Source organism: Sulfitobacter dubius (assembly GCF_900113435.1).
GTDB classification, from domain to species: Bacteria; Pseudomonadota; Alphaproteobacteria; order Rhodobacterales; family Rhodobacteraceae; genus Sulfitobacter; species Sulfitobacter dubius.
Genome location: NZ_FOPG01000001.1, coordinates 586,700 through 605,458, shown reverse-complemented (window position 1 = coordinate 605,458; position 18,759 = coordinate 586,700). Strand labels below are relative to the sequence as shown.

General features: G+C 59.9%; 18 protein-coding genes. 8 read left to right on the top strand and 10 right to left on the bottom strand.

The window, feature by feature from the left end:
* Nucleotides 1-43: 43 nt before the first annotated feature.
* From BM229_RS02975 to BM229_RS02955, 5 genes are all read right to left on the bottom strand, one after another.
* Nucleotides 44-1,084, bottom strand: a complete 1,041-nt coding sequence (locus BM229_RS02975; protein ID WP_093926195.1) for a substrate-binding domain-containing protein — start codon at nucleotides 1,082-1,084, stop codon at nucleotides 44-46.
* A 138-nt stretch (nucleotides 1,085-1,222) separates the two neighbouring features.
* Nucleotides 1,223-2,275, bottom strand: a complete 1,053-nt coding sequence (locus tag BM229_RS02970; protein ID WP_093926194.1) for a sensor histidine kinase — start codon at nucleotides 2,273-2,275, stop codon at nucleotides 1,223-1,225.
* 1 nt (nucleotide 2,276) lies between these two features.
* Nucleotides 2,277-2,798 (bottom strand): gamma carbonic anhydrase family protein, encoded by a 522-nt coding sequence (locus BM229_RS02965; RefSeq protein WP_093926193.1) that lies wholly within the window; start codon nucleotides 2,796-2,798, stop codon nucleotides 2,277-2,279.
* Nucleotides 2,795-3,442: a guanylate kinase gene (gene gmk / locus BM229_RS02960; RefSeq protein ID WP_093926192.1), complete on the bottom strand. Its 648-nt coding sequence runs from the start codon at nucleotides 3,440-3,442 to the stop codon at nucleotides 2,795-2,797. The genes BM229_RS02965 and gmk overlap by 4 nt, the downstream gene beginning before the upstream one ends.
* A 3-nt stretch (nucleotides 3,443-3,445) precedes the next feature.
* Nucleotides 3,446-4,324: a YicC/YloC family endoribonuclease gene (locus BM229_RS02955; RefSeq protein WP_244152094.1), complete on the bottom strand. Its 879-nt coding sequence runs from the start codon at nucleotides 4,322-4,324 to the stop codon at nucleotides 3,446-3,448.
* A gap of 265 nt (nucleotides 4,325-4,589) precedes the next feature.
* On the opposite strand from BM229_RS02955, the gene BM229_RS02950 reads away from it, so the two are divergent.
* Entirely contained in the window at nucleotides 4,590-5,288 is a 699-nt protein-coding gene (locus BM229_RS02950; RefSeq protein ID WP_093926190.1) for a PAS domain-containing protein, read from the top strand.
* A gap of 87 nt (nucleotides 5,289-5,375) precedes the next feature.
* Here BM229_RS02950 and BM229_RS02945 read toward each other — a convergent pair whose 3' ends face one another.
* A complete protein-coding gene (locus BM229_RS02945; protein WP_093926189.1) occupies nucleotides 5,376-6,746 on the bottom strand; it encodes a class II 3-deoxy-7-phosphoheptulonate synthase in 1,371 nt (456 codons plus the stop codon).
* 191 nt (nucleotides 6,747-6,937) lie between these two features.
* Here BM229_RS02945 and BM229_RS02940 point away from each other — a divergent pair, with 191 nt between their 5' ends.
* The gene (locus tag BM229_RS02940; protein WP_093926188.1) at nucleotides 6,938-7,942 is read left to right on the top strand and encodes a GlxA family transcriptional regulator; all 1,005 of its coding nucleotides are present in this window, start codon (nucleotides 6,938-6,940) and stop codon (nucleotides 7,940-7,942) included.
* Between the two features lie 3 nt (nucleotides 7,943-7,945).
* Here the strand turns inward: BM229_RS02940 and BM229_RS02935 are convergent, their stop codons facing one another.
* On the bottom strand, nucleotides 7,946-9,043 hold the full coding sequence (locus BM229_RS02935; RefSeq protein WP_093926187.1) for a PQQ-dependent sugar dehydrogenase: 1,098 nt from the start codon (nucleotides 9,041-9,043) through the stop codon (nucleotides 7,946-7,948).
* A 186-nt stretch (nucleotides 9,044-9,229) separates the two neighbouring features.
* Here BM229_RS02935 and BM229_RS02930 point away from each other — a divergent pair, with 186 nt between their 5' ends.
* The gene (locus tag BM229_RS02930) at nucleotides 9,230-10,414 is read left to right on the top strand and encodes an ABC transporter substrate-binding protein (protein WP_093926186.1); all 1,185 of its coding nucleotides are present in this window, start codon (nucleotides 9,230-9,232) and stop codon (nucleotides 10,412-10,414) included.
* Here the strand turns inward: BM229_RS02930 and BM229_RS18175 are convergent.
* Complete coding sequence (locus BM229_RS18175; RefSeq protein ID WP_093926185.1) at nucleotides 10,405-10,605, bottom strand: hypothetical protein; 201 nt, start codon at nucleotides 10,603-10,605, stop codon at nucleotides 10,405-10,407. The two genes, BM229_RS02930 and BM229_RS18175, sit on opposite strands and share 10 nt — an antisense overlap.
* A 209-nt stretch (nucleotides 10,606-10,814) precedes the next feature.
* On the opposite strand from BM229_RS18175, the gene BM229_RS02920 reads away from it, so the two are divergent.
* The 4 genes from BM229_RS02920 to BM229_RS02905 are packed head-to-tail and all read left to right on the top strand — an operon-like array spanning nucleotide 10,815 to nucleotide 14,729.
* Nucleotides 10,815-11,597, top strand: coding sequence for an ABC transporter ATP-binding protein (locus tag BM229_RS02920; RefSeq protein WP_093926184.1), 783 nt, complete (start codon nucleotides 10,815-10,817; stop codon nucleotides 11,595-11,597).
* The gene (locus tag BM229_RS02915) at nucleotides 11,594-12,415 is read left to right on the top strand and encodes an ABC transporter ATP-binding protein (RefSeq protein WP_093926183.1); all 822 of its coding nucleotides are present in this window, start codon (nucleotides 11,594-11,596) and stop codon (nucleotides 12,413-12,415) included. The genes BM229_RS02920 and BM229_RS02915 overlap by 4 nt, the downstream gene beginning before the upstream one ends.
* A gap of 2 nt (nucleotides 12,416-12,417) precedes the next feature.
* Nucleotides 12,418-13,428 carry a branched-chain amino acid ABC transporter permease gene (locus BM229_RS02910; RefSeq protein WP_093926182.1) on the top strand — a complete coding sequence of 337 codons (1,011 nt, stop codon included), beginning with the start codon at nucleotides 12,418-12,420 and terminating at the stop codon, nucleotides 13,426-13,428.
* Nucleotides 13,425-14,729 carry a branched-chain amino acid ABC transporter permease gene (locus BM229_RS02905; RefSeq protein WP_093926181.1) on the top strand — a complete coding sequence of 435 codons (1,305 nt, stop codon included), beginning with the start codon at nucleotides 13,425-13,427 and terminating at the stop codon, nucleotides 14,727-14,729. Before BM229_RS02910 ends, BM229_RS02905 begins: the two co-directional genes overlap by 4 nt.
* A 77-nt stretch (nucleotides 14,730-14,806) precedes the next feature.
* Here BM229_RS02905 and BM229_RS02900 read toward each other — a convergent pair whose 3' ends face one another.
* The gene (locus BM229_RS02900) at nucleotides 14,807-16,342 is read right to left on the bottom strand and encodes a helicase HerA-like domain-containing protein (RefSeq protein ID WP_093926180.1); all 1,536 of its coding nucleotides are present in this window, start codon (nucleotides 16,340-16,342) and stop codon (nucleotides 14,807-14,809) included.
* Nucleotides 16,343-16,810: 468 nt separating this feature from the next.
* On the opposite strand from BM229_RS02900, the gene BM229_RS02895 reads away from it, so the two are divergent.
* Nucleotides 16,811-17,476 carry an invasion associated locus B family protein gene (locus BM229_RS02895; protein ID WP_093926179.1) on the top strand — a complete coding sequence of 222 codons (666 nt, stop codon included), beginning with the start codon at nucleotides 16,811-16,813 and terminating at the stop codon, nucleotides 17,474-17,476.
* A 73-nt stretch (nucleotides 17,477-17,549) separates the two neighbouring features.
* On the opposite strand, the gene BM229_RS02890 is transcribed toward BM229_RS02895, so the two are convergent.
* Entirely contained in the window at nucleotides 17,550-18,758 is a 1,209-nt protein-coding gene (locus tag BM229_RS02890; protein WP_093926178.1) for a beta-ketoacyl-[acyl-carrier-protein] synthase family protein, read from the bottom strand.
* Between the last annotated feature and the right edge of the window lies 1 nt (nucleotide 18,759).

Here is an 18,759-nt window from a genome sequence, read left to right as displayed (position 1 = left end):
AACCGGGGGCAGCAGCCCGCCCCCGGTGTCGTCAGATTTGAGTTCAGGAACCGCCGCCCATCACGGTCTCATCGGACACTACGGCTTGAGTCTCGGCCAGCTCGGGATCGGAGACCAGACCGTACTCGGCCAGTGGGCCGTCGGGGCCAGCAACTTCGTCCGCGACGAAGAACTCAGCGTATTCCTTCAGGCCGGGGATCACGCCGATGTGGGCTTTCTTGACGTAGAAGAACAGCGGGCGCGACACGGGGTAGTCACCGGATGCAATGCTTTCGGTGGTTGGCTCGACGTCGCCCATGGTGGCAACCTGAAGCTTGTCTGTGTTGTTTTCATAGAAGGCCAGACCGAAGACGCCGATGCCGTCTTTGTTGCTTTCGATGCGCGCCAGCGTCTCGGTGTAGTCGCCGTCGATGTCGACCGACTTGCCGTCGGTGCGCAGGCTGATGCACTCTTTCTCAGCCGCTTTCTCGTCGCCGCCCGCAGCTTCGGCGAAAACTTCAAGATCACCGGTTTCTTCACAGCCCGCGAGGATCACTTTTTCCTCGAACACTTCGCGCGTGCCGTGTTTGGTGCCAGGGATGAAGGCTTGGATCGGCTGTGCGGGGAAGTCGGGGTTGACCTGATCCCATGTGGTATAGGGGTTCTCGGTCACTTCGCCGTCGACGACAACTTTGGCGCTCAGAGCCTTGTACCAATCGCTCGGGGTGAAGGCGAAAGTCTCACCGTTGATGTCGGAGGCGAAGACGATGCCGTCATAGCCGATGCGCACTTCGATGATGTCGGTCACGCCGTTCTCGGCACAGGCCGCCACTTCGGCGTCTTTGATCTGGCGCGAGGCATTGGCCACGTCGATGGTGTTCTCGCCCACGCCTTCGCAGAAGCGCTTGAGGCCAGCCGAGGAGCCGCCCGATTCCACGACCGGTGTCGGGAAGTCAAAGTTTTCGCCAAAGGCTTCGGCGACGATGGAGGCATAGGGCAGCACGGTCGAAGAACCGGCAACCTGCACTTGGTCACGCGCGGCAGCGGCAGTTGCGGATACGGCGGCAATCGCCAGGGCGGAAGTGGTGAGTTTTGCGAGTGACATGATATCTCCTGTCAGATGCGAATTGGTGACCACCCCATGGTGATCTGCGCCCCGTTTATGAAGGCGATGCTGTGCTTTTGTGACAGCAACGTTACAGTTTCATGACAGTCGGCCTGAATCACCAAATTTCTAAAAAAATCAGGCGGAATTCGTTTTTATCGGCAATATCACGCGGAATTCAGCGCCCTGACCGGGGGTGCTGGTAACTTTGAGCCGCCCGCGGTGGCGATTCATGATGTGCTTTACGATGGCCAGCCCCAGCCCTGTGCCGCCAAGTGCGCGGCTGCGATGGCTATCGATACGGTAGAACCGTTCGGTGAGCCGCGGCAGGTGAATCGCGTCAATGCCGGGGCCGTGGTCCCTGACGCTGATATGTACCGCCGGGCCGCGCATGGCGGGGTCATAAGAGGCGATCTCGGTCGAGATATCGACAGAACTATCGCGACCCCCATATTTGATCGCGTTTTCGATCAGGTTGGTAAAGACCTGCATCAACTGGTCTGCATCACCCAAGACCTGCGCCGGTTCATCGCCGAGCGCGGGGACCAACGTCACATTGCTATCGACAGCAAGCGGCGCGAGGTTGCGCAGGGTGCCGCGCAGCACGTCGCGCACATCCAGCGGCGCTTCGGGGCGTACGCGTTCCTCAGCCTCGACCCGGCTGAGAGACAGCAACTCTCCCACCAGTCGGTTCATCCGTTCGGCCTCTTGCGCCATGATCCCCAGAAACCGCTCGCGCGCCGCCGTGTCGTCGCGTGCCGGGCCTTGCAGTGTTTCGATAAAGCCGATGAGCGCGGTCAGCGGGGTGCGCAGTTCATGGCTTACGTTGGCCACGAAATCGCGGCGCATCTGACCTGCCTGCGCCATCTCCGTCACATCATTGAAACTGAGCAGGACAATCCCGTGATCGCCCAAAGGGCGCAGGCTGACATCATAGGTGGTGCCATGTTCGCCGCCGACGCTGGTGAAACGCGCTTGGCTTGGGCCGTCTCCGGCAAGGCACCGCTCCACCGCTTCAACCAGCCCCGGTTGACGCAGCGCGGTCACGAAATGGCGGTTGACAAGCCCTTTGCCCAGCAGGTCTTCGGCAGGGACATTCAGAACGGTAATCCGCTCCTCGGCGTTGATTGCGACGCTTGGCAGTGGCAAGGCCGCCACGACATCTGTCAAGGTAACGGCAGTGGTCGCCATGTCAGAGCGGTTCAAGATCGCGGCGAAAGCGCGCGGCGTTTTCGGCGTAGTGTTTGGCGCTCGCGGTTAGCCGCTGGATCGCCTGCGCATCGAGCTCCCGTACCACTTTGCCCGGCACACCCATAACGAGCGACCCATCGGGGATCACCTTGTTTTCGGTAATCAACGCCTCTGCCCCAATCAGGCAGTTCTTGCCGATCTTGGCCCCATTGAGCACCGTGGCACCCATGCCGATCAAGGAGTTGTCGCCAATGGTGCAGCCGTGCAGCATGACCTTATGACCGATGGTGCAATCTTCGCCCACGGTCAGTGGATAGCCCATATCGGTGTGAAAGACGCAGTTCTCCTGCACATTGCTGCCGCGCCCCACGGTGATCATCTCATTGTCGCCACGCAGGGTGCTGCCGAACCAGACAGAGGCTTCGGGGCCAAGCGTCACCTTGCCGATGACATTGGCGTCAGGCGCGACCCATGCATCGGGAGAGACATCGGGGCGGGCGTCGGCAAGGGCGTAAAGGGTCATTTCAAATCCTCAAATTCAGATTGCAGACGGCGGACGTGATCCTTGATGGCGGGCTGTTGGCTCAGCCGCAGCCGCGCGGCGGTGATGATGGATTTCAGCCGCGCCTCGGTCTGGTCGAGATCGTCGTTGACCAGCACGAAGTCATAGCCATCCCAGTGGCTGATCTCATCCCAGCTTTTGCCCATGCGCTTGGCAATGGTCTCGGCATCGTCCTGCCCCCGGCTTTCCAAACGGCGCTTCAACTCGGTGATCGAGGGCGGCAGAAGGAAAATCGACAGCGTGTGCGTGTTCAGGTCAGAGTTACGGATCTGCTGGGCGCCCTGCCAGTCGATGTCGAAAAGGATGTCCTGCCCCTGATCAATCGCCGCCTGCACGGGGGCTTTGGGGGAGCCATAGAAGTTGCCGAAGACATGGGCGTGTTCCAGCATTTCGCCCTCAGCCACGGCCTGACGGAAATCCTCTTCGCCGACAAAGCGGTAATCCGTGCCGTCCTCTTCGCCCGGGCGGGGCGCGCGGGTGGTGGCAGAGACCGAGAAGTTGATCGTCGGATCCCATGCGCGCAGGGCGTGGGCCATGGTCGATTTGCCCGCCCCGGAGGGGGAACTGAGGATGATCAGAAGGCCGCGTCGGTTTGGCTTTGTCACGTCTTACTCCACATTTTGCACTTGTTCGCGCATTTGGTCGATCACCGCCTTCAGGGCCAGACCGACAGTCGTTAGTTCCGTGCTCTGCGCCTTCGCACAGAGCGTGTTGGCTTCGCGGTTGAACTCCTGCATCAGGAAATCCAGCTTGCGCCCCACCGGCCCGCCCTGCCCGATCAACGCGCGCGCGGCGGCGACATGGGCAGCAAGGCGGTCGATCTCTTCGGTGACATCGGCTTTGACCGCGATCAAGGCCAGCTCTTGGGCCACCCGGTCGGCATCCGCGCCTTCGCTGTTGTCCATCACCCGCGCGAGGTTGCGGCGCAGGTTGGCGGCGGCGTCTTCTTTTCGCGCATCGGCCAATGCTGCGGCTTTGGCGGCAAGGGTCTCTACTTCGTTCAACTGGTCCTGCATCACGTCCGCCAAGGCAGCACCTTCTTGGCGGCGCATGGCGTTGAAGTCTTCCAAGACCGCAGGGAATTCTGCCAACAAGACCTCGCGCAGCGCATCAATGTCCTGCGCCTGATCGGACTGTTCCAACACGCCGCGCATGGTCAAAATGTCACTGGCCCGCGAGGGTGCGAGCGAGACACCGGCATCCATCGCGCGGGCTTCGATTTCTTGCAGCGCCGCAAGCAACGTGTCGACCTGTGCAGTGTTGACCTGTAGCGTACCGTCATTCTCGGCTGAAGCTATGCGCAGGTTACAGGTGATATTGCCCCGCGCCACTTCTGCCGTCACCTGCTTGCGCAGGGCGACTTCCAGCCCCTCCACCCAATCGGGCACGCGCAGGCGCAGGTCGAGCCCTTTGCCATTGACCGCGCGCAACTCCCACGACCAGCTCCAGCCCTCCAAAGCGCCGGAGGCAGAGGCGAAACCTGTCATGGACCTGATCATCGGTGCGTTCCTTGCAAGGGCGGTCATGTCCTGCCTTACGGCGAAACCCCCGCGCGGGGCAAGCCCCCGGACCGACAGGATGCCCGATCTGCGCCCGATCTGCCTCCCGCGCCGTTAACCATTCCAGCGAAAGCCTGACGCGCTTCCTTTCTGCCTGCAGTATTAATGATTTGGTAATGTCTCTGGCTACATGATGCGCTGTCGTTTCAAGAAAGCGGCAGCTGTACTGGCCAAGTCCTTTAGGTAGAGTTTTATGGGCCATACAGACCACACCGCGCAGAATGTTGTCGCCATGTCAGATCATCGGACGCATGTTGGCTATGGCCCGCTGGCGCAGGTCGAAGCCTATTGGGAATCCTTGCGTGGCAGCAGATTGATGCCGCGACGGTCTGATATTGATCCGCGAGGGATCGAATCCGCGTTGGAGTATGCCTTTATCCTCGAACGCGTTGCGGTTGGCGTGGCGCGATTGCGCATTGCGGGGGGGCATCTACGCGACCTTATGGGGATGGAGGTGCGCGGCATGCCAATCACCGCCTTCTTTGCCACGCAATCGCGCCCCCGGGTCTCCGAGGTGTTAGAGGAAGTCTTTCAGATGCCCGGTCAGACAAACCTGCATCTAATCGCCCCTGCTGCCCATGGCCGCCCCGCCTTGGCCGGGCGGATGTTGCTGCTGCCTTTGGAAAGCGATCTGGGTGATGTAAGCCGCGTGCTTGGCTGTTTGGTGGTGCAAGGTGATATCGGCCAATCGCCACGCCGGTTTGATTTGACTCAAGAGAAGCGGCACAGCGTCTTGGGCGGAGCGACCCGACCTTTGCGATACGCCGCCCCATTTCAACAGCCGTCTTTGCCAAGAGTGACTGGATTTGCTGAGGGGAAAGCTAATTTCACCCCTGCCACGACGGGAGATATTCCGCCCTATCTGCGATTGGTGAAGTCCAAGCAGGAATAGCGCGACAGTCGTCCGGGCGTAAAAACGCCGCCCAACATCAAGCGGGGCGGCGTTTACCATGATATAGTCAGGCTAAGACCGCGTCTGTTATCCAGCCGCGCGCGTCGCCTGCGCCGAGCGGCGGTTCGACAGTTCTTCGGCCACCAAAAACGCCAATTCCAGCGACTGGCTGGCGTTAAGGCGCGGGTCGCAGGCGGTGTGGTAGCGGTCCGACAGGTCTTCGTCGCTGACCGCGCGCACGCCGCCGGTGCATTCAGTCACATCTTGGCCTGTCATCTCGAAATGCACACCACCGGGGACAGAGCCTTCGGCGTTATGCACGGCAAAGAACTCATGCACTTCGCGCAGCACGGAATCGAAGGGCCGTGTCTTGTAGCCGGTCGAGGATTTGATCGTGTTACCGTGCATCGCGTCACAGGTCCAAACGACATTCGCGCCCTCTTCCTGCACGGTTTTGATGAGACGCGGCAGGTGATCGCCCACCTGCCCCGCACCAAAGCGCGAGATCAGCGTCAGACGGCCCTCTTCGTTGTCGGGGTTCAGCTTGGCCATCAATTGCTTGAGGTCATCGCTGGTCATGGAGGGGCCGCATTTCAGGCCGATGGGGTTTTGCACACCGCTGGCGAATTCCACATGCGCGCCGTCCGGCTGCCGCGTGCGGTCACCGATCCAGATCATATGGCCCGAGCCCGCCAGCCATTTGCCGGTCTGGCTGTCCCGACGGCAAAGCGCTTCTTCATACTCCAGCAGCAGGGATTCGTGGCTTGTGTAGAACTCCACCGACTGCAGCGTATGCGCGGTTTCGGCGGTTACGCCAGCGGCGGCCATGAAGTCCAGCGTGTCAGAGATACGATTGGCGATCTCACGGTATTTCTCGGCCTTTTCGTCGTCGGTGAAGCCCAGCGTCCAGCCGTGGACCTGATGCACATCGGCATAGCCCCCGGTCGAGAAGGCGCGCAAAAGGTTCAGCGTGGCGGCGGCCTGTGTGTAGGCGCGCAGCATCTTTTGCGGGTCGGGGATGCGCGACTCGGCGGTGAAGGCCAGATCGTTGATGATGTCGCCGCGGTAGCTGGGCAGTTCCACGCCATCAACCGTCTCGGTCGGGGCCGAACGCGGTTTGGCGAATTGCCCCGCCATACGGCCCAGTTTGATCACCGGCACTTTGGCGCCATGGGTCAACACGATGGCCATCTGCAACATCACTTTGAATGTGTCGCGAATGGCGTCCGAACTGAACTGCTCAAAGCTCTCGGCACAGTCGCCGCCCTGCAAGAGGAAGGCTTCGCCACGGCCAGCGGCGGCCAGATGTTTCTTCAACCGGCGTGCTTCGCCCGCAAAAACGAGGACCGGATAGCGTGCCAGCTGTGCCTCAACCGCTTGCAATGCGGCTTGGTCAGGGTAATCGGGCATCTGGACGCGCGGTTTGCTGCGCCAGCTTGAGGTGCTCCAGTCTGTCATCTTCTTACTCCGCTCCACAGCGCCGAGTGTCGGCGCTTCGTGATCTTTCTCTATACAAAGGCGCGGGGAAAGTGACCAGAACCGAAATGCGCCCTATTGACGTTGCGACAGGGCCGTGGGCAATGTTTTCGGCAAGTTCTGGCGGCCATGGCACATACCGCCCGAGACGACCTGAGTAGAAAGACGCCGAGATGTCCCAATCGCGCCCGGCCACCCGCATGCCCCCCCAGACCGACAAGCCGCGGCGTTTCGTCTTTGTGCTTTTGGAGAATTTTACGTTGCTGAGCTTCGCCTCGGCTGTGGAATGTCTGCGCATCGCGAACCGTATGCTCGACCAAAAGGCCTATGAATGGCAGGTTGTGGGCGAGACGGGTGAAACATGCGTGAGTTCTTCTGGTGCGGTCTTTGCGCTCGATGGCGGGTTAGAGGAATTGGGCCGCGACGACACGATTGTTATTTGTGGTGGCCTCGATGTGCAGGCGGCGACCACGAAGAAGCTGTTAGCGTGGTTGCGCCGTGAGGCCCGCAAAGGGCTGGTTGTTGGCGGGCTATGCACGGCGGCGCATACGCTGGCCAAGGCCGGGCTGCTGGACGGCAAACGCGCCACGATCCACTGGGAAAACCAAGACAGCTTTGGCGAGGAGTTCGAAGAGGTTGTGCTGACGAAATCGGTCTTTGTGGTGGACGGCAACCGGCTGACCACAGCGGGCGGCACCTCTTCGCTGGACTTGATGCTGAAACTCATCGCCGATGATCACGGCGAAGAAACCGCCAATGCGGTGGCGGATCAGCTGATTTATTCCTCGATCCGCACCGACCAAGATACGCAGCGCCTGTCGGTGCCCACCCGAATCGGTGTGCGCCATCCCAAGCTCAGCCAAGTCATTCAACAGATGGAGCGTAATATTGAAGAGCCGATCAGCCCTTCGATCCTTGCGCGGGATGTTGGGATGTCGACCCGCCAGTTGGAGCGGCTGTTCCGCCGTTACCTGAACCGCAGCCCCAAACGCTACTATATGGAACTGCGGCTGCAAAAGGCGCGTAACCTGTTGATGCAGACGGATATGAGCGTGATCAATGTGGCGCTGGCCTGTGGGTTCGCCTCGCCCTCGCATTTCTCCAAATGCTACCGCGCACATTATCAGACCACCCCTTACCGGGAACGGGGCAGCCAATCGTCGCGGCAGCCGGCGTAAGGCCTAGGGCGTGATCCGGTTAACGGTGCCGTTGGTTTCAGAGATGAACCAGATGCCCCCCTCTGGGCCTTCAACCACGTCGCGCACGCGGGCGGTTTCCTCGGTTTTGATCTGCTGCACCTCTTCCAGCGGGTCACCACTCAGCCGGGCGATATAGTCGAACTTGAGCGAGCCTACGAAGATATCACCTTTCCATTCGGGGAATTGCGCGCCGGAGTAGACCATAAGACCCGCGGGCGCGATGGAGGGATCCCAGTAGAATTCGGGCTGCTCCATGCCCTCTTTTTCAGATCCTTCACCGATCTTCGCGCCTGAGTAATGCTCCCCGTAGGAAATCACCGGCCAGCCATAGTTCGCGCCTTTGGTGATGCGGTTCACTTCGTCACCGCCCTTGGCCCCGTGTTCAGACACCCAAAGCCGCCCTTTCAGATCAAGCCCCGCGCCTTGCGGGTTGCGGTGGCCGTAGGACCAGATTTCGGGCAGTACATCGGGCATGTCCAGAAAGGGGTTGTCGTCGGGGATCGAGCCGTCGCGGTTTACCCGGATGATGCTGCCGTTATGGGTGCTGCGGTCTTGTGCGGCGGGTCGGTCGCCGCGCTCGCCAATGGTCACCAGAAGCGTGCCATCCGGTGCCTCAACCACGCGAGAGCCGAAATGCTGCCCGCCGTTGCTGCCGGGTTTCATGGCAAAAAGCTCGGTCAGATCCTCAAGTGTGCTGGCATCTTCCGACAAGCGCGCAGAGGCCAATGCCGTGCCCGCGCCACCGCCTTCTTGAGGTTTGGCATAGGTCAGGAACAAGACCCGACTTTGGTCGAAGTCCTGCGCCAATGTGATGTCGAGCAAACCGCCCTGCCCGACCACCGCAACCTCCGGCAGGCCAGATATTTCATGCCGCGCGCCGTCTTTTTCATGGATCAGCCGCCCGGCCTTTTCGGTAACCAAAAGGCCACCTCCGGGCAACGGTGCGACGCCCCAGGGGGCCTCCAGACCTTCGGCCACCGGCGTGATGGTCAGGCTGTCTTGCGCGTTCACTGCCGCTGCGGCGTGGATACTGCCGAAGCCGATCAAGGTGGCGGTCGTGATATGTATGGCGGATGTCATGGGAAGGCTCCTTTGGGAATGGGGGCTTGAGGTAGGATGTAGACAGCCTGCCACCCATTTCCACTGCTCTGCCCCCCGCACGCGAAAAGCCGCCCGCCAAAAACACTCGATAAATCACCTTTTCTTTTTTGAAACCACAACCTAACGTTCGATCAGAACGAGAGTTCAACTAAGGGAGAGTACCAAATGAAAAAAATATTGATGGCCACAACGGCTGTTGCTTTGCTCGCCACAGGCGCGCAGGCAGAAGACACAAAAATCGGCATTCTGCTGGGCTTCACCGGCCCGCTGGAATCGCTGGCAAATGACATGGCAGCCGGTGCTGAACTGGCGATTGCCGAAGTCAACGAGAGCGGCATGTTCCTCGATGGGGCGACCGTATCGTCCGAGCGTGGCGACACCGGCTGCATCGACGCGGGCCTTGCCGTGGCATCCGCAGAGCGTCTGATCACCTCTGACCGCGTCAGCGGCATCGTTGGCGGCATGTGCTCGGGCGAGACCACCGCTTCGCTGCAAAACGTTGCCATTCCGAACGGCATCGTGATGATCTCGCCTTCCGCGACATCTCCGGCCCTGTCGACTGTCGAAGACAACGGCCTGTTCTTCCGCACCTCGCCATCTGACGCCCGTCAGGGTCAGGTCATGGCCGACATCCTGAACGACCGTGGCATCACCGAAGTCGCAGTGACCTATACCAACAACGACTATGGTAAAGGTTTAGCCGACAGCTTTGAATCCGCTTTCAAAGAATCCGGCGGTACGGTCACAATCAACACCTCGCATGAAGACGGCAAAGCGGATTATTCCGCCGAAGTCGGCGCGCTGGCCTCTGCCGGTGGTGAAGTGCTGATCGTTGCGGGCTACGTCGACCAAGGCGGTGCGGGCATCGTGAACGGTGCGCTTGACGCAGGCGCGTTCGACACATTCATGTTCCCCGACGGCATGGTTTCCGACACGCTGGAAGAGAAATTCGCCGAAAGCGCGGATGGCTCCTTTGGCCAGAACCCAAGTGCCGCTGGCGAAGGCCCGGACAACTACAAAAAGATGGGCGAAGAGGCCGGTTTCGAGCCAACAAACGCCTTCTCTCCTGAATCCTATGACGCTGCGGCTTTGATGTTGCTGGCGATGCAGGCCGCGGGCTCCAACGATCCTGCTGCCTACAAAGAAAAGGTGATGGAAGTCGCCAACGCACCAGGTGAGAAAATTCTGCCGGGTGAGCTTGGCAAAGCTTTGCAGATCATCAAAGACGGCGGCGATGTCGACTATGTCGGTGCCTCTGCTGTTGAGCTGATCGGACCGGGCGAAAGCGCGGGCAGCTACCGCGAGATCGAGATGAAAGACGGCAAGATGGTTACAATTGGCTACCGCTGATTTACCTCTTGTTTGAAACGTCCAAAGGGGCCCGGTCGCATCGCGATCGGGCCTTTTGCATAGTAAATCGCCTTTTCTTCCGCGAAGGCAGGCTCTACAAATCCAATAGCGAGAACGTGGGAAACATGTTCCGACTGGGAGGACAGGATGAATAAGCATTTGATGGCCGTGCCGGTCAGGGCTTCGCGCATGGGAGATGCCGAGGCTAAATTCGGCAGCGGCGCACAAGCTGCCTTTATTGAGGCACAGGGCCGTTTTCTTCGTAGAATGGCCGCACCGGTCCCTTTCAAGAATCGCAGCAGACTGTAAACAAGTAAGGTGGCCCGTCTTTTTGGGGCGGCCAGCCGCGTTACGACCAATAAAAACCAGCCACAAAGGTGGCGGACACGGGGATGGACATATGATCGTCGTAGACGACTTACACAAACATTTCGGCGGATTTCACGCCGTTGACGGGGCCAGCCTGTCGATTGAGAAGGGATCGATCACCGGGTTGATCGGCCCCAATGGCGCGGGCAAGACCACGCTGTTCAACGTCATCGCAGGCGTGCTTCAGCCCACTTCGGGCCGGGTCACCATGGACGGGGAGGACATCACCGGTCTGCCGCCGCATGAGCTTTTCCACAAAGGGCTTTTGCGCACCTTCCAAATCGCGCATGAGTTTTCGTCGATGTCGTGCCGCGAGAATTTGATGATGGTCCCGGGCGACCAATCGGGTGAGACGCTGTGGAACACATGGTTCGGCACCAAACGCATCGCCAATGAAGAACGTGCGCTGCGCGCGAAGGCCGATGAGGTGCTGGAATTCCTGACCATCGAACATCTGGCCGAGCAGAAAGCGGGCCAAATCTCGGGCGGTCAGAAAAAGCTGCTGGAACTGGGCCGCACCATGATGGTGGATGCCAAGATCGTCTTTCTGGATGAGGTCGGCGCGGGCGTGAACCGCACGCTGCTTAACACCATTGGCGACGCCATCATCCGGCTGAATAAAGAACGCAATTACACATTCGTCGTCATTGAGCATGACATGGATTTCATTGGCCGCCTTTGCGATCCGGTGATCTGCATGGCCGAGGGTCACGTGCTGGCCGAAGGCACGCTCGATGAGATCAAGGCGAACGAGCAGGTTATCGAGGCCTATCTCGGCACCGGCCTGAAAAACAAGGACAAGGTAGGCGCATGAGCAATGATCCCTACGGCGACCGCGGCAACAAAGACTGGTCGGTCGGCAACGCAAAAGGCCAAGGCAGCATCATGCCAAAGGCCAGCGGCAAAACACACCCCGCCCCCGGCGGCCCCTTTCTGATCGGCGACAGCATGACCGCTGGATACGGCGCGGGCCCCGACATTCTGCATGACTGCACCATCGCGGTGGACCGCGGCGAGATTGCCGTGATCGTCGGCCCCAATGGTGCGGGCAAATCCACGGGCATGAAGGCGGTCTTTGGCATGCTCGACATGCGCAAGGGCCATGTGCGGCTAGATGGGGAGGATATTACCAACCTCAGCCCGCAAGACCGGGTGGCCAAGGGCATGGGTTTCGTACCGCAGACCTCCAATATCTTCACCTCCATGACGGTCGAAGAGAACCTTGAGATGGGCGCCTTCATCCGCCGCGATGATTTCCGCGATACGATGGCGCAGGTCTATGACCTGTTTCCGATCCTCAAGGAAAAGCGCAATCAGGCGGCGGGCGAGTTGTCGGGCGGTCAACGTCAGCAGGTCGCCGTGGGCCGGGCGCTGATGACCCAGCCTAAAGTCCTGATGCTCGACGAGCCGACCGCAGGCGTGAGCCCGATCGTCATGGACGAATTGTTCGACCGGATCATCGAGGTTGCCCGCACCGGCATCCCGATCCTGATGGTCGAACAAAACGCCCGTCAGGCGCTTGAGATCGCGGACAAAGGCTATGTGCTTGTGCAGGGGGCAAACGCCTTTACCGGCACCGGCAAAGAGCTTCTGGCCGATCCTGAAGTCCGCAAATCGTTTCTGGGGGGCTGAACATGGATCTGCTCAACGCATTTATTGCACTTTCGAACTATGTCCTCATTCCGGGCATTGCTTATGGCTCGCAGCTGGCACTCGGCGCGCTTGGCGTGACTTTGGTCTACGGCATCCTGCGTTTCTCAAACTTCGCACATGGCGACACCATGGCCATGGGGACGATGGCGACGATCCTTGTCACATGGCTGTTCCAGTCCATGGGGCTGAGCCTTGGCTTCTTGCCCACCGCACTGCTCGCCCTGCCCTTCGGCATCGGCTTTGCCATTCTGCTGCTGTTGGGGACCGATAGGGTCGTCTATAAATTCTACCGCGAGCAAAAGGCCAAGCCGGTGATTTTGGTGATCGTCTCCCTCGGCGTGACTTTCATCTACAACGGCATCACGCGGTTCATTATTGGCGCGGACGATCAGAACTTCCTTGATGGGGAGCGGTTCATCATGTCGGCGCGGGACTTTAAGGCGCTGACGGGTTTGAAAGAAGGTCTGGCCTTCAAAACCACCCAAGGCATCACCATCGTCACCGCGATCATCGTTGTCGCGTTGCTGTTTTGGTTCCTCAACAAGACCCGCGCGGGCAAATCCATGCGTGCCTATTCGGACAACGAAGATCTGGCGCTGCTGTCGGGTATCAATCCTGAGCGTGTAGTGATGATCACTTGGATAATCGTCGCCGCGCTGGCGACCATCGCAGGCACGCTTTACGGGCTGGATAAGTCTTTCAAACCATTCACGTACTTCCAGCTTTTGCTGCCGATCTTTGCTGCGGCGATTGTGGGCGGCCTTGGCAGCCCGGTGGGGGCCATTGCGGGTGGTTTCGTCATCGCCTTCAGCGAGGTGACGATTACCTACGCGTGGAAAAAGGTGCTGGGCTACGTCATGCCCGAGGGGCTGGAGCCTGACGGCTTGGTCCAGCTTATGAGCACGGATTACAAATTTGCGGTCAGCTTCGTCATCCTTCTGATCGTTCTGCTGATCAAGCCCACCGGCCTGTTCAAGGGGAAATCGGTATGAACCAGACTGTGAAAAACACCATCCTTTTCGCGATCATCGCTCTGATGATCATCTACACGGGCTTTGCACAAAGCTGGAACTCGGCGCTTTTGATCGTCGCTATGGGTCTGATCTCGTCGATCATGGCGCTTGGGGTGAACCTCCAATGGGGCTTTGCGGGGCTCTTTAACGTCGGCATCATGGGCTTTGTGGCGCTCGGCGGTCTGGCGGCGGTGCTGGTTTCAATGCCCCCGACCGAGGGCGCATGGACCACGGGCGGCTTTGCTATAATCGGTGCGCTTTTGTTAGGAGCGGGCACGGTCGTTGCTGCGGTCATGCTGATGAAGCGTATGGCACCGGGTATCGCCCGTACCCTCGCGGTTATCGCGGTGCTTGTTGTCGGTTTTTTCGTTTTCCGGGCACTGCTTGACCCCGCGGTCCAAGCAGTCGAGGCAATCAACCCTGCGCAAAGCGGCTACCTCGGTGGTTTGGGACTGCCGGTCCTGATTTCTTGGCCCGTGGGTGGCCTATTTGCCGCTGGCGCCGCATGGCTTATCGGCAAGACAGCTCTGGGCTTGCGCTCGGATTATCTGGCGATTGCCACGTTGGGCATTGCCGAGATCATCATCGCGGTACTGAAAAATGAAGATTGGATGAGCCGGGGCGTCAAGAACGTCATTGGCCTGCCGCGCCCGGTGCCCTATGAGATCGACCTCCAAAACAGCGCCTCGTTTGTCGAGCGCGCTGCCGGTTTCGGGTTCGACCCGGTAGAGGCGTCGACGCTTTGGGTGAAACTGCTCTATATCGCTCTTTTTGCCGTGGTTTTGCTAATTCTCCTGTGGATGAGCCAACGTGCGCTCCATTCGCCTTGGGGGCGCATGCTCCGCGCGATCCGTGATAACGAAGTCGCCGCCGAAGCGATGGGCAAAGATGTCACCGCGCGGCATTTGCAGGTCTTCATCCTTGGCTCTGCCATCTGCGGTATTGCTGGTGCGATGATGACAACGATGGACAGCCAGCTCACGCCCGGCACCTACCAGCCGCTGCGCTTTACCTTCCTGATCTGGGTCATGGTGATCGTCGGCGGATCGGGCAACAACTTTGGCGCGATTTTGGGCGGGTTCCTGATTTGGTTCCTTTGGGTGCAGGTTGAACCGATGGGCCTGTGGCTGATGAACCTCATCACGGCTGGCATGTCCGAAGGTTCTGCTCTCAAGGCCCATCTGATTGAGAGTGCTGCTCATATGCGTCTACTGACGATGGGAATTGTGCTGCTGTTGGTGCTGCGCTTCAGCCCGCGTGGGTTGATCCCCGAGCGGTAAACGCGGTGGTTTTTCCAAGCCACAAAAAAGGGGCGCGGTCGCAATACCGCGCCCCATTTATTTTGTCTTCCCTTGCCTTAGCGACCCTTAAACAGCCCGCCCAAAATGCCGCGCACTATCCGGCGGCCTGTGGTGCCCTTTAACTCCTTGATTACGGCGCTGGCGATGGCATCACCGAAACCATCCGATGATTTTCGAGCCGACCTGCTGCTGCTACGCGCGCCGCCATAGCGCCGAGCCTTCTGGAATTCTCGCGCAGCCTCGTCCTCGGCTTCTGCGGCGGCCTCAATCTTTTCCGCTTCCTTGGCGGCCGCCTCGGCACGGGCTTTGAGCATCTCATAGGCCGACTCGCGGTCTTTCAAAGTTTCGTATTTCCCGGCAAGATCAGAGCCCGCCATGACCGCCGCACGCTGAGCCACAGAAATAGGGCCAAGTTGCGATGACGGCGGGCGGATCAGCGTTTGTTCGACCACACCGGGCACGCCTTTGCGTTGCAGCATCGAGGTTATCGCTTCGCCCACGCCAACCTCGCGGATCGCCTCTTCGGTGTCGAAACGCGGGTTCTCGCGGTAGGTCTCGGCGGCTTGACGAAGCTCCTTGCGGTCCCGTGCGGTAAAGGCGCGCAGCGCGTGTTGGATACGGTTGCCAAGCTGGCCCAGAATATCATCAGGCACGTCTGCGGGGTTCTGGGTCACGAAGTAGACGCCGACCCCCTTGGAGCGGATCAGCCGCGCCACCTGTTCCACCTTATCCACCAACGCCTTGGGCGCATCATCAAACAGCAGGTGGGCCTCGTCAAAGAAGAATACCAGCTTGGGTTTGTCGGGGTCGCCCAATTCGGGCAGTTCCTCAAAAAGTTCGGACATCAGCCATAGCAGGAACGTCGCATAGAGCTTCGGCGAGGCCATGAGCTTGTCTGCGGCTAGGATGTTGATCCGTCCGCGCCCATCCGCATCGCAGCGCATCAAATCAGACAGCGCCAATGCCGGTTCGCCGAACAACTGTGCGCCGCCTTGATTTTCCAAGACCAGCAAGCGTCGCTGGATCGTGCCGACCGAAGCGGTTGAGACATTGCCATAGCGCAACGCCAAGTCTTTCGCATTCTCCCCAACCCACACCAGCAGCGCTTGCAGGTCTTTGAGGTCCAAAAGCGGCATGCCCTCTTCATCTGCGACGCGGAAGGCGATGTTCAAAATACCCTCCTGCGCCTCGCTGAGGCTTAGAAGCTGCGCGATCAGCAGCGGTCCCATCTCGGAAACGGTGGTGCGGACTGGGTGGCCCTGCTCTCCGAAGAGATCCCAAAAGGTCACTGGAAACGACTGGTAGATATAATCGTCAAAACCGATCTTGGCGGCGCGTTCGGTGAAGGGTACGTGCAGTTTCGCAGCGTCACTGCCCGCCATGGCAAGGCCCGAGAGGTCACCTTTCACATCCGATAGGAACACCGGCACGCCTGCATTCGCGAACCCTTCAGCAAGGATTTGCAGCGTTACCGTCTTGCCCGTCCCGGTGGCCCCGGCAATCAGTCCGTGGCGGTTTGCATAGCCGAGGTCGAGAAATTGCTTGGTCGCATAGTCGGGACCGCCGCCGCCGATAAAGATGTCACTGCTCACGCTGGGGCCTTTCTGTCAATTTTAGCCATTCGTCCGTTCCACTAGAGCATACAAACTTAACCTTTGCGCGCCATAGTGAAGGCACCCCGCCCGCATGTCCTTCTTTCGGGTGGGTGTACTTCCTCCCTGTTAGACTTGGCCGCGCCCTCGGGTGCGGCCCTTTTTCTACCATAGGCTGTTGCTTCCTCCATGACAGATTGTCGCATTTTTACTGTTGACCGGCATCACGCGCTTGCCTAACGTGGCATTAATAAGTCGGCCCAGTCCGACGGGGAGAAAGTACACGGAAGGGGGCGCGTTGCGTCCCCTTTTGCGTTTACAGCGGCTAAGTCTCTGACATTGCGGAAAATTCGCGGGACATTAGGTCGGCATGAAATTGCCCGATCCATGATTGAAATGCGGCTATGACCACTGACAATCGCGGGGCGGCATGGTAAGGGGCGGTAACGCAACTAATGTGGATATGACATGAGCAAGTTTATGACCGCCCTGCCGCTATGTGCAGCGCTTGCACTGACGGCCCCAATGACCGCTTTCGCCCAGACCGCAACGCCGGACACGGCCGCGGAAGAAAATAGCGCACCGAGCGAAGAGCAGGCACCGCAGGCCGGCACCAGCGGCAATGCCTCTCAGATCGAAGAGCAGCTGAGCCTTGGTGAAGACGCGGACAGAGACCCCGAATTGGGCAAGCCCTACACCAAGAAAGAGATTGGCTCCTGGGAGATGCGCTGCATCAAGACCGAAGAAGAGGTCGACCCTTGTCAGATGTACCAACTGCTTGCCGATGGTGAAGGCGCGCCAGTTGCCGAAGTCTCGCTTTTCCGTCTGCCCGATGGTGGTCAAGCCAAAGCCGGTGCCACGATTGTTGTCCCGCTTGAGACCGCCCTGCCCGCACAGCTGACCCTGTCGGTCGACGGTGGCAAAGCCCGCCGCTATCCCTATGCTTTCTGCAACCCGGTGGGCTGCTATGTGCGGATGGGTCTGACAGATGCCGATATCGGCGCCTTCAAGCGCGGCAAAGAAGCGGTCTTGACCATCGTGCCCGCATTGGCCCCCGATCAAGAGGTCAAGCTGACACTCTCGCTCGACGGTTTCACCGCTGGCTACGACGAAGTGTCGGTGATCGAGCAGTAAGACTTGCCTAGATTTACGAATTTTGATGCCGCTCCCTGCCGGGGCGGCATTTTTCGTTCGGCGTTAGGATCGTTCAGGCTCGACGCAGGGCCAGAACGGCGTTCATCCCACCAAAGGCAAAGGCATTGCTCAGCGCCACATCGACCTGCGCCTCCCGTGCCTCATTCGGCACCACGTCGAGGGCGCACTCCGGGTCGGGTTCCTCATAGCCGATGGTGGGCGCGATCACCCCGTCCCGCAGCGCCATGATGCAGGCCAAAAGCTCAACCGCGCCGGTGCCGCCGATCACATGGCCGTGCATCGATTTGGTGGATGAGATCATTAACTGATCCGCGTGAGTGCCAAACACATCCGCGACCGCCGCACATTCGGTCTTGTCGTTCGCCGCCGTCCCGGTGCCATGAGCGTTGATATAGCCGACCTCTTCGCGATTGATCCCCGCATCGGCCAGCGCCCCCTGCATGGCCCGTGCGGCCCCGGCCTTAGAAGGCATGACGATGTCGCTGGCATCCGAAGTCATGGCGAAACCTGCAACCTCGCAAAGGATTTCGGCCCCCCGTGCCCGCGCGTGGTCATAGTCTTCAAAGACAAAAACCCCCGCGCCCTCGCCCTGCACCATCCCGTTGCGGTTGGCCGAAAACGGGCGGCAGGCGTCGCGGCTCATTACGCGCAGCCCTTCCCACGCTTTCACGCCGCCGAAGCATAGCATCGACTCCGATCCGCCCGTCACCATAACCGGGCTCATGCCAGAGCGGACCATGGCGAAGGCCTGCGCCATGGCGTGATTGGACGACGCGCAGGCGGTAGATACGGTGAAGGACGGGCCGCGTAGGTTCCATTCCATGCTGACATGGCTGGCGGCGGCATTGTTCATCAGCTTGGGCACCACGAAGGGATGCACCCGGTTTTTGCCCTCTTCATAGACGGCGCGGTAGTTGTCGTCCCACGTGGACACACCACCGCCCGCCGTGCCCAGCACCACCCCGGCGCGGGCGGCCAACTCATCGGTAAAGGTCAGCCCCGACTGCTCAATCGCTTCGCGGGCTGCGGCGAGGGTGAATTGGGTAAAACGGTCGTAAAGCGCGATCTGCTGGCGGTTGTAGCGCCCTTCGGCCTCGAACCCGCGCACCTGCCCGCCAATGCGAATAGCCAGCCGCCCCACATCGCGGAACTCAAGCGGGCCGATCCCGCATTTACCTTCACGCATCGCGGCGAGCGTCTCTGGCACCGACAGGCCCAGAGCGTTGATCGTGCCGGCGCCGGTGATGACAACTCTTTTCATG

Excerpts from the sequence above, each read along its gene's own strand:
- BM229_RS02915 (WP_093926183.1), top strand. The coding sequence starts at position 11,594 with ATGAGCAATGATCCCTACGGCGACCGCGGCAACAAAGACTGGTCGGTC.
- BM229_RS02895 (WP_093926179.1), top strand. The coding sequence starts at position 16,811 with ATGAGCAAGTTTATGACCGCCCTGCCGCTATGTGCAGCGCTTGCACTG.
- BM229_RS02940 (WP_093926188.1), top strand. The coding sequence starts at position 6,938 with ATGTCCCAATCGCGCCCGGCCACCCGCATGCCCCCCCAGACCGACAAG.
- BM229_RS02890 (WP_093926178.1), bottom strand. The coding sequence starts at position 18,758 with ATGAAAAGAGTTGTCATCACCGGCGCCGGCACGATCAACGCTCTGGGC.
- BM229_RS02965 (WP_093926193.1), bottom strand. The coding sequence starts at position 2,798 with ATGACCCTTTACGCCCTTGCCGACGCCCGCCCCGATGTCTCTCCCGAT.
- BM229_RS18175 (WP_093926185.1), bottom strand. The coding sequence starts at position 10,605 with ATGCGCGAAGCCCTGACCGGCACGGCCATCAAATGCTTATTCATCCTG.
- BM229_RS02905 (WP_093926181.1), top strand. The coding sequence starts at position 13,425 with ATGAACCAGACTGTGAAAAACACCATCCTTTTCGCGATCATCGCTCTG.
- BM229_RS02975 (WP_093926195.1), bottom strand. The coding sequence starts at position 1,084 with ATGTCACTCGCAAAACTCACCACTTCCGCCCTGGCGATTGCCGCCGTA.
- BM229_RS02920 (WP_093926184.1), top strand. The coding sequence starts at position 10,815 with ATGATCGTCGTAGACGACTTACACAAACATTTCGGCGGATTTCACGCC.
- BM229_RS02945 (WP_093926189.1), bottom strand. The coding sequence starts at position 6,746 with ATGACAGACTGGAGCACCTCAAGCTGGCGCAGCAAACCGCGCGTCCAG.
- BM229_RS02935 (WP_093926187.1), bottom strand. The coding sequence starts at position 9,043 with ATGACATCCGCCATACATATCACGACCGCCACCTTGATCGGCTTCGGC.
- BM229_RS02950 (WP_093926190.1), top strand. The coding sequence starts at position 4,590 with ATGGGCCATACAGACCACACCGCGCAGAATGTTGTCGCCATGTCAGAT.
- BM229_RS02970 (WP_093926194.1), bottom strand. The coding sequence starts at position 2,275 with ATGGCGACCACTGCCGTTACCTTGACAGATGTCGTGGCGGCCTTGCCA.
- BM229_RS02955 (WP_244152094.1), bottom strand. The coding sequence starts at position 4,324 with ATGACAGGTTTCGCCTCTGCCTCCGGCGCTTTGGAGGGCTGGAGCTGG.
- BM229_RS02930 (WP_093926186.1), top strand. The coding sequence starts at position 9,230 with ATGAAAAAAATATTGATGGCCACAACGGCTGTTGCTTTGCTCGCCACA.
- BM229_RS02910 (WP_093926182.1), top strand. The coding sequence starts at position 12,418 with ATGGATCTGCTCAACGCATTTATTGCACTTTCGAACTATGTCCTCATT.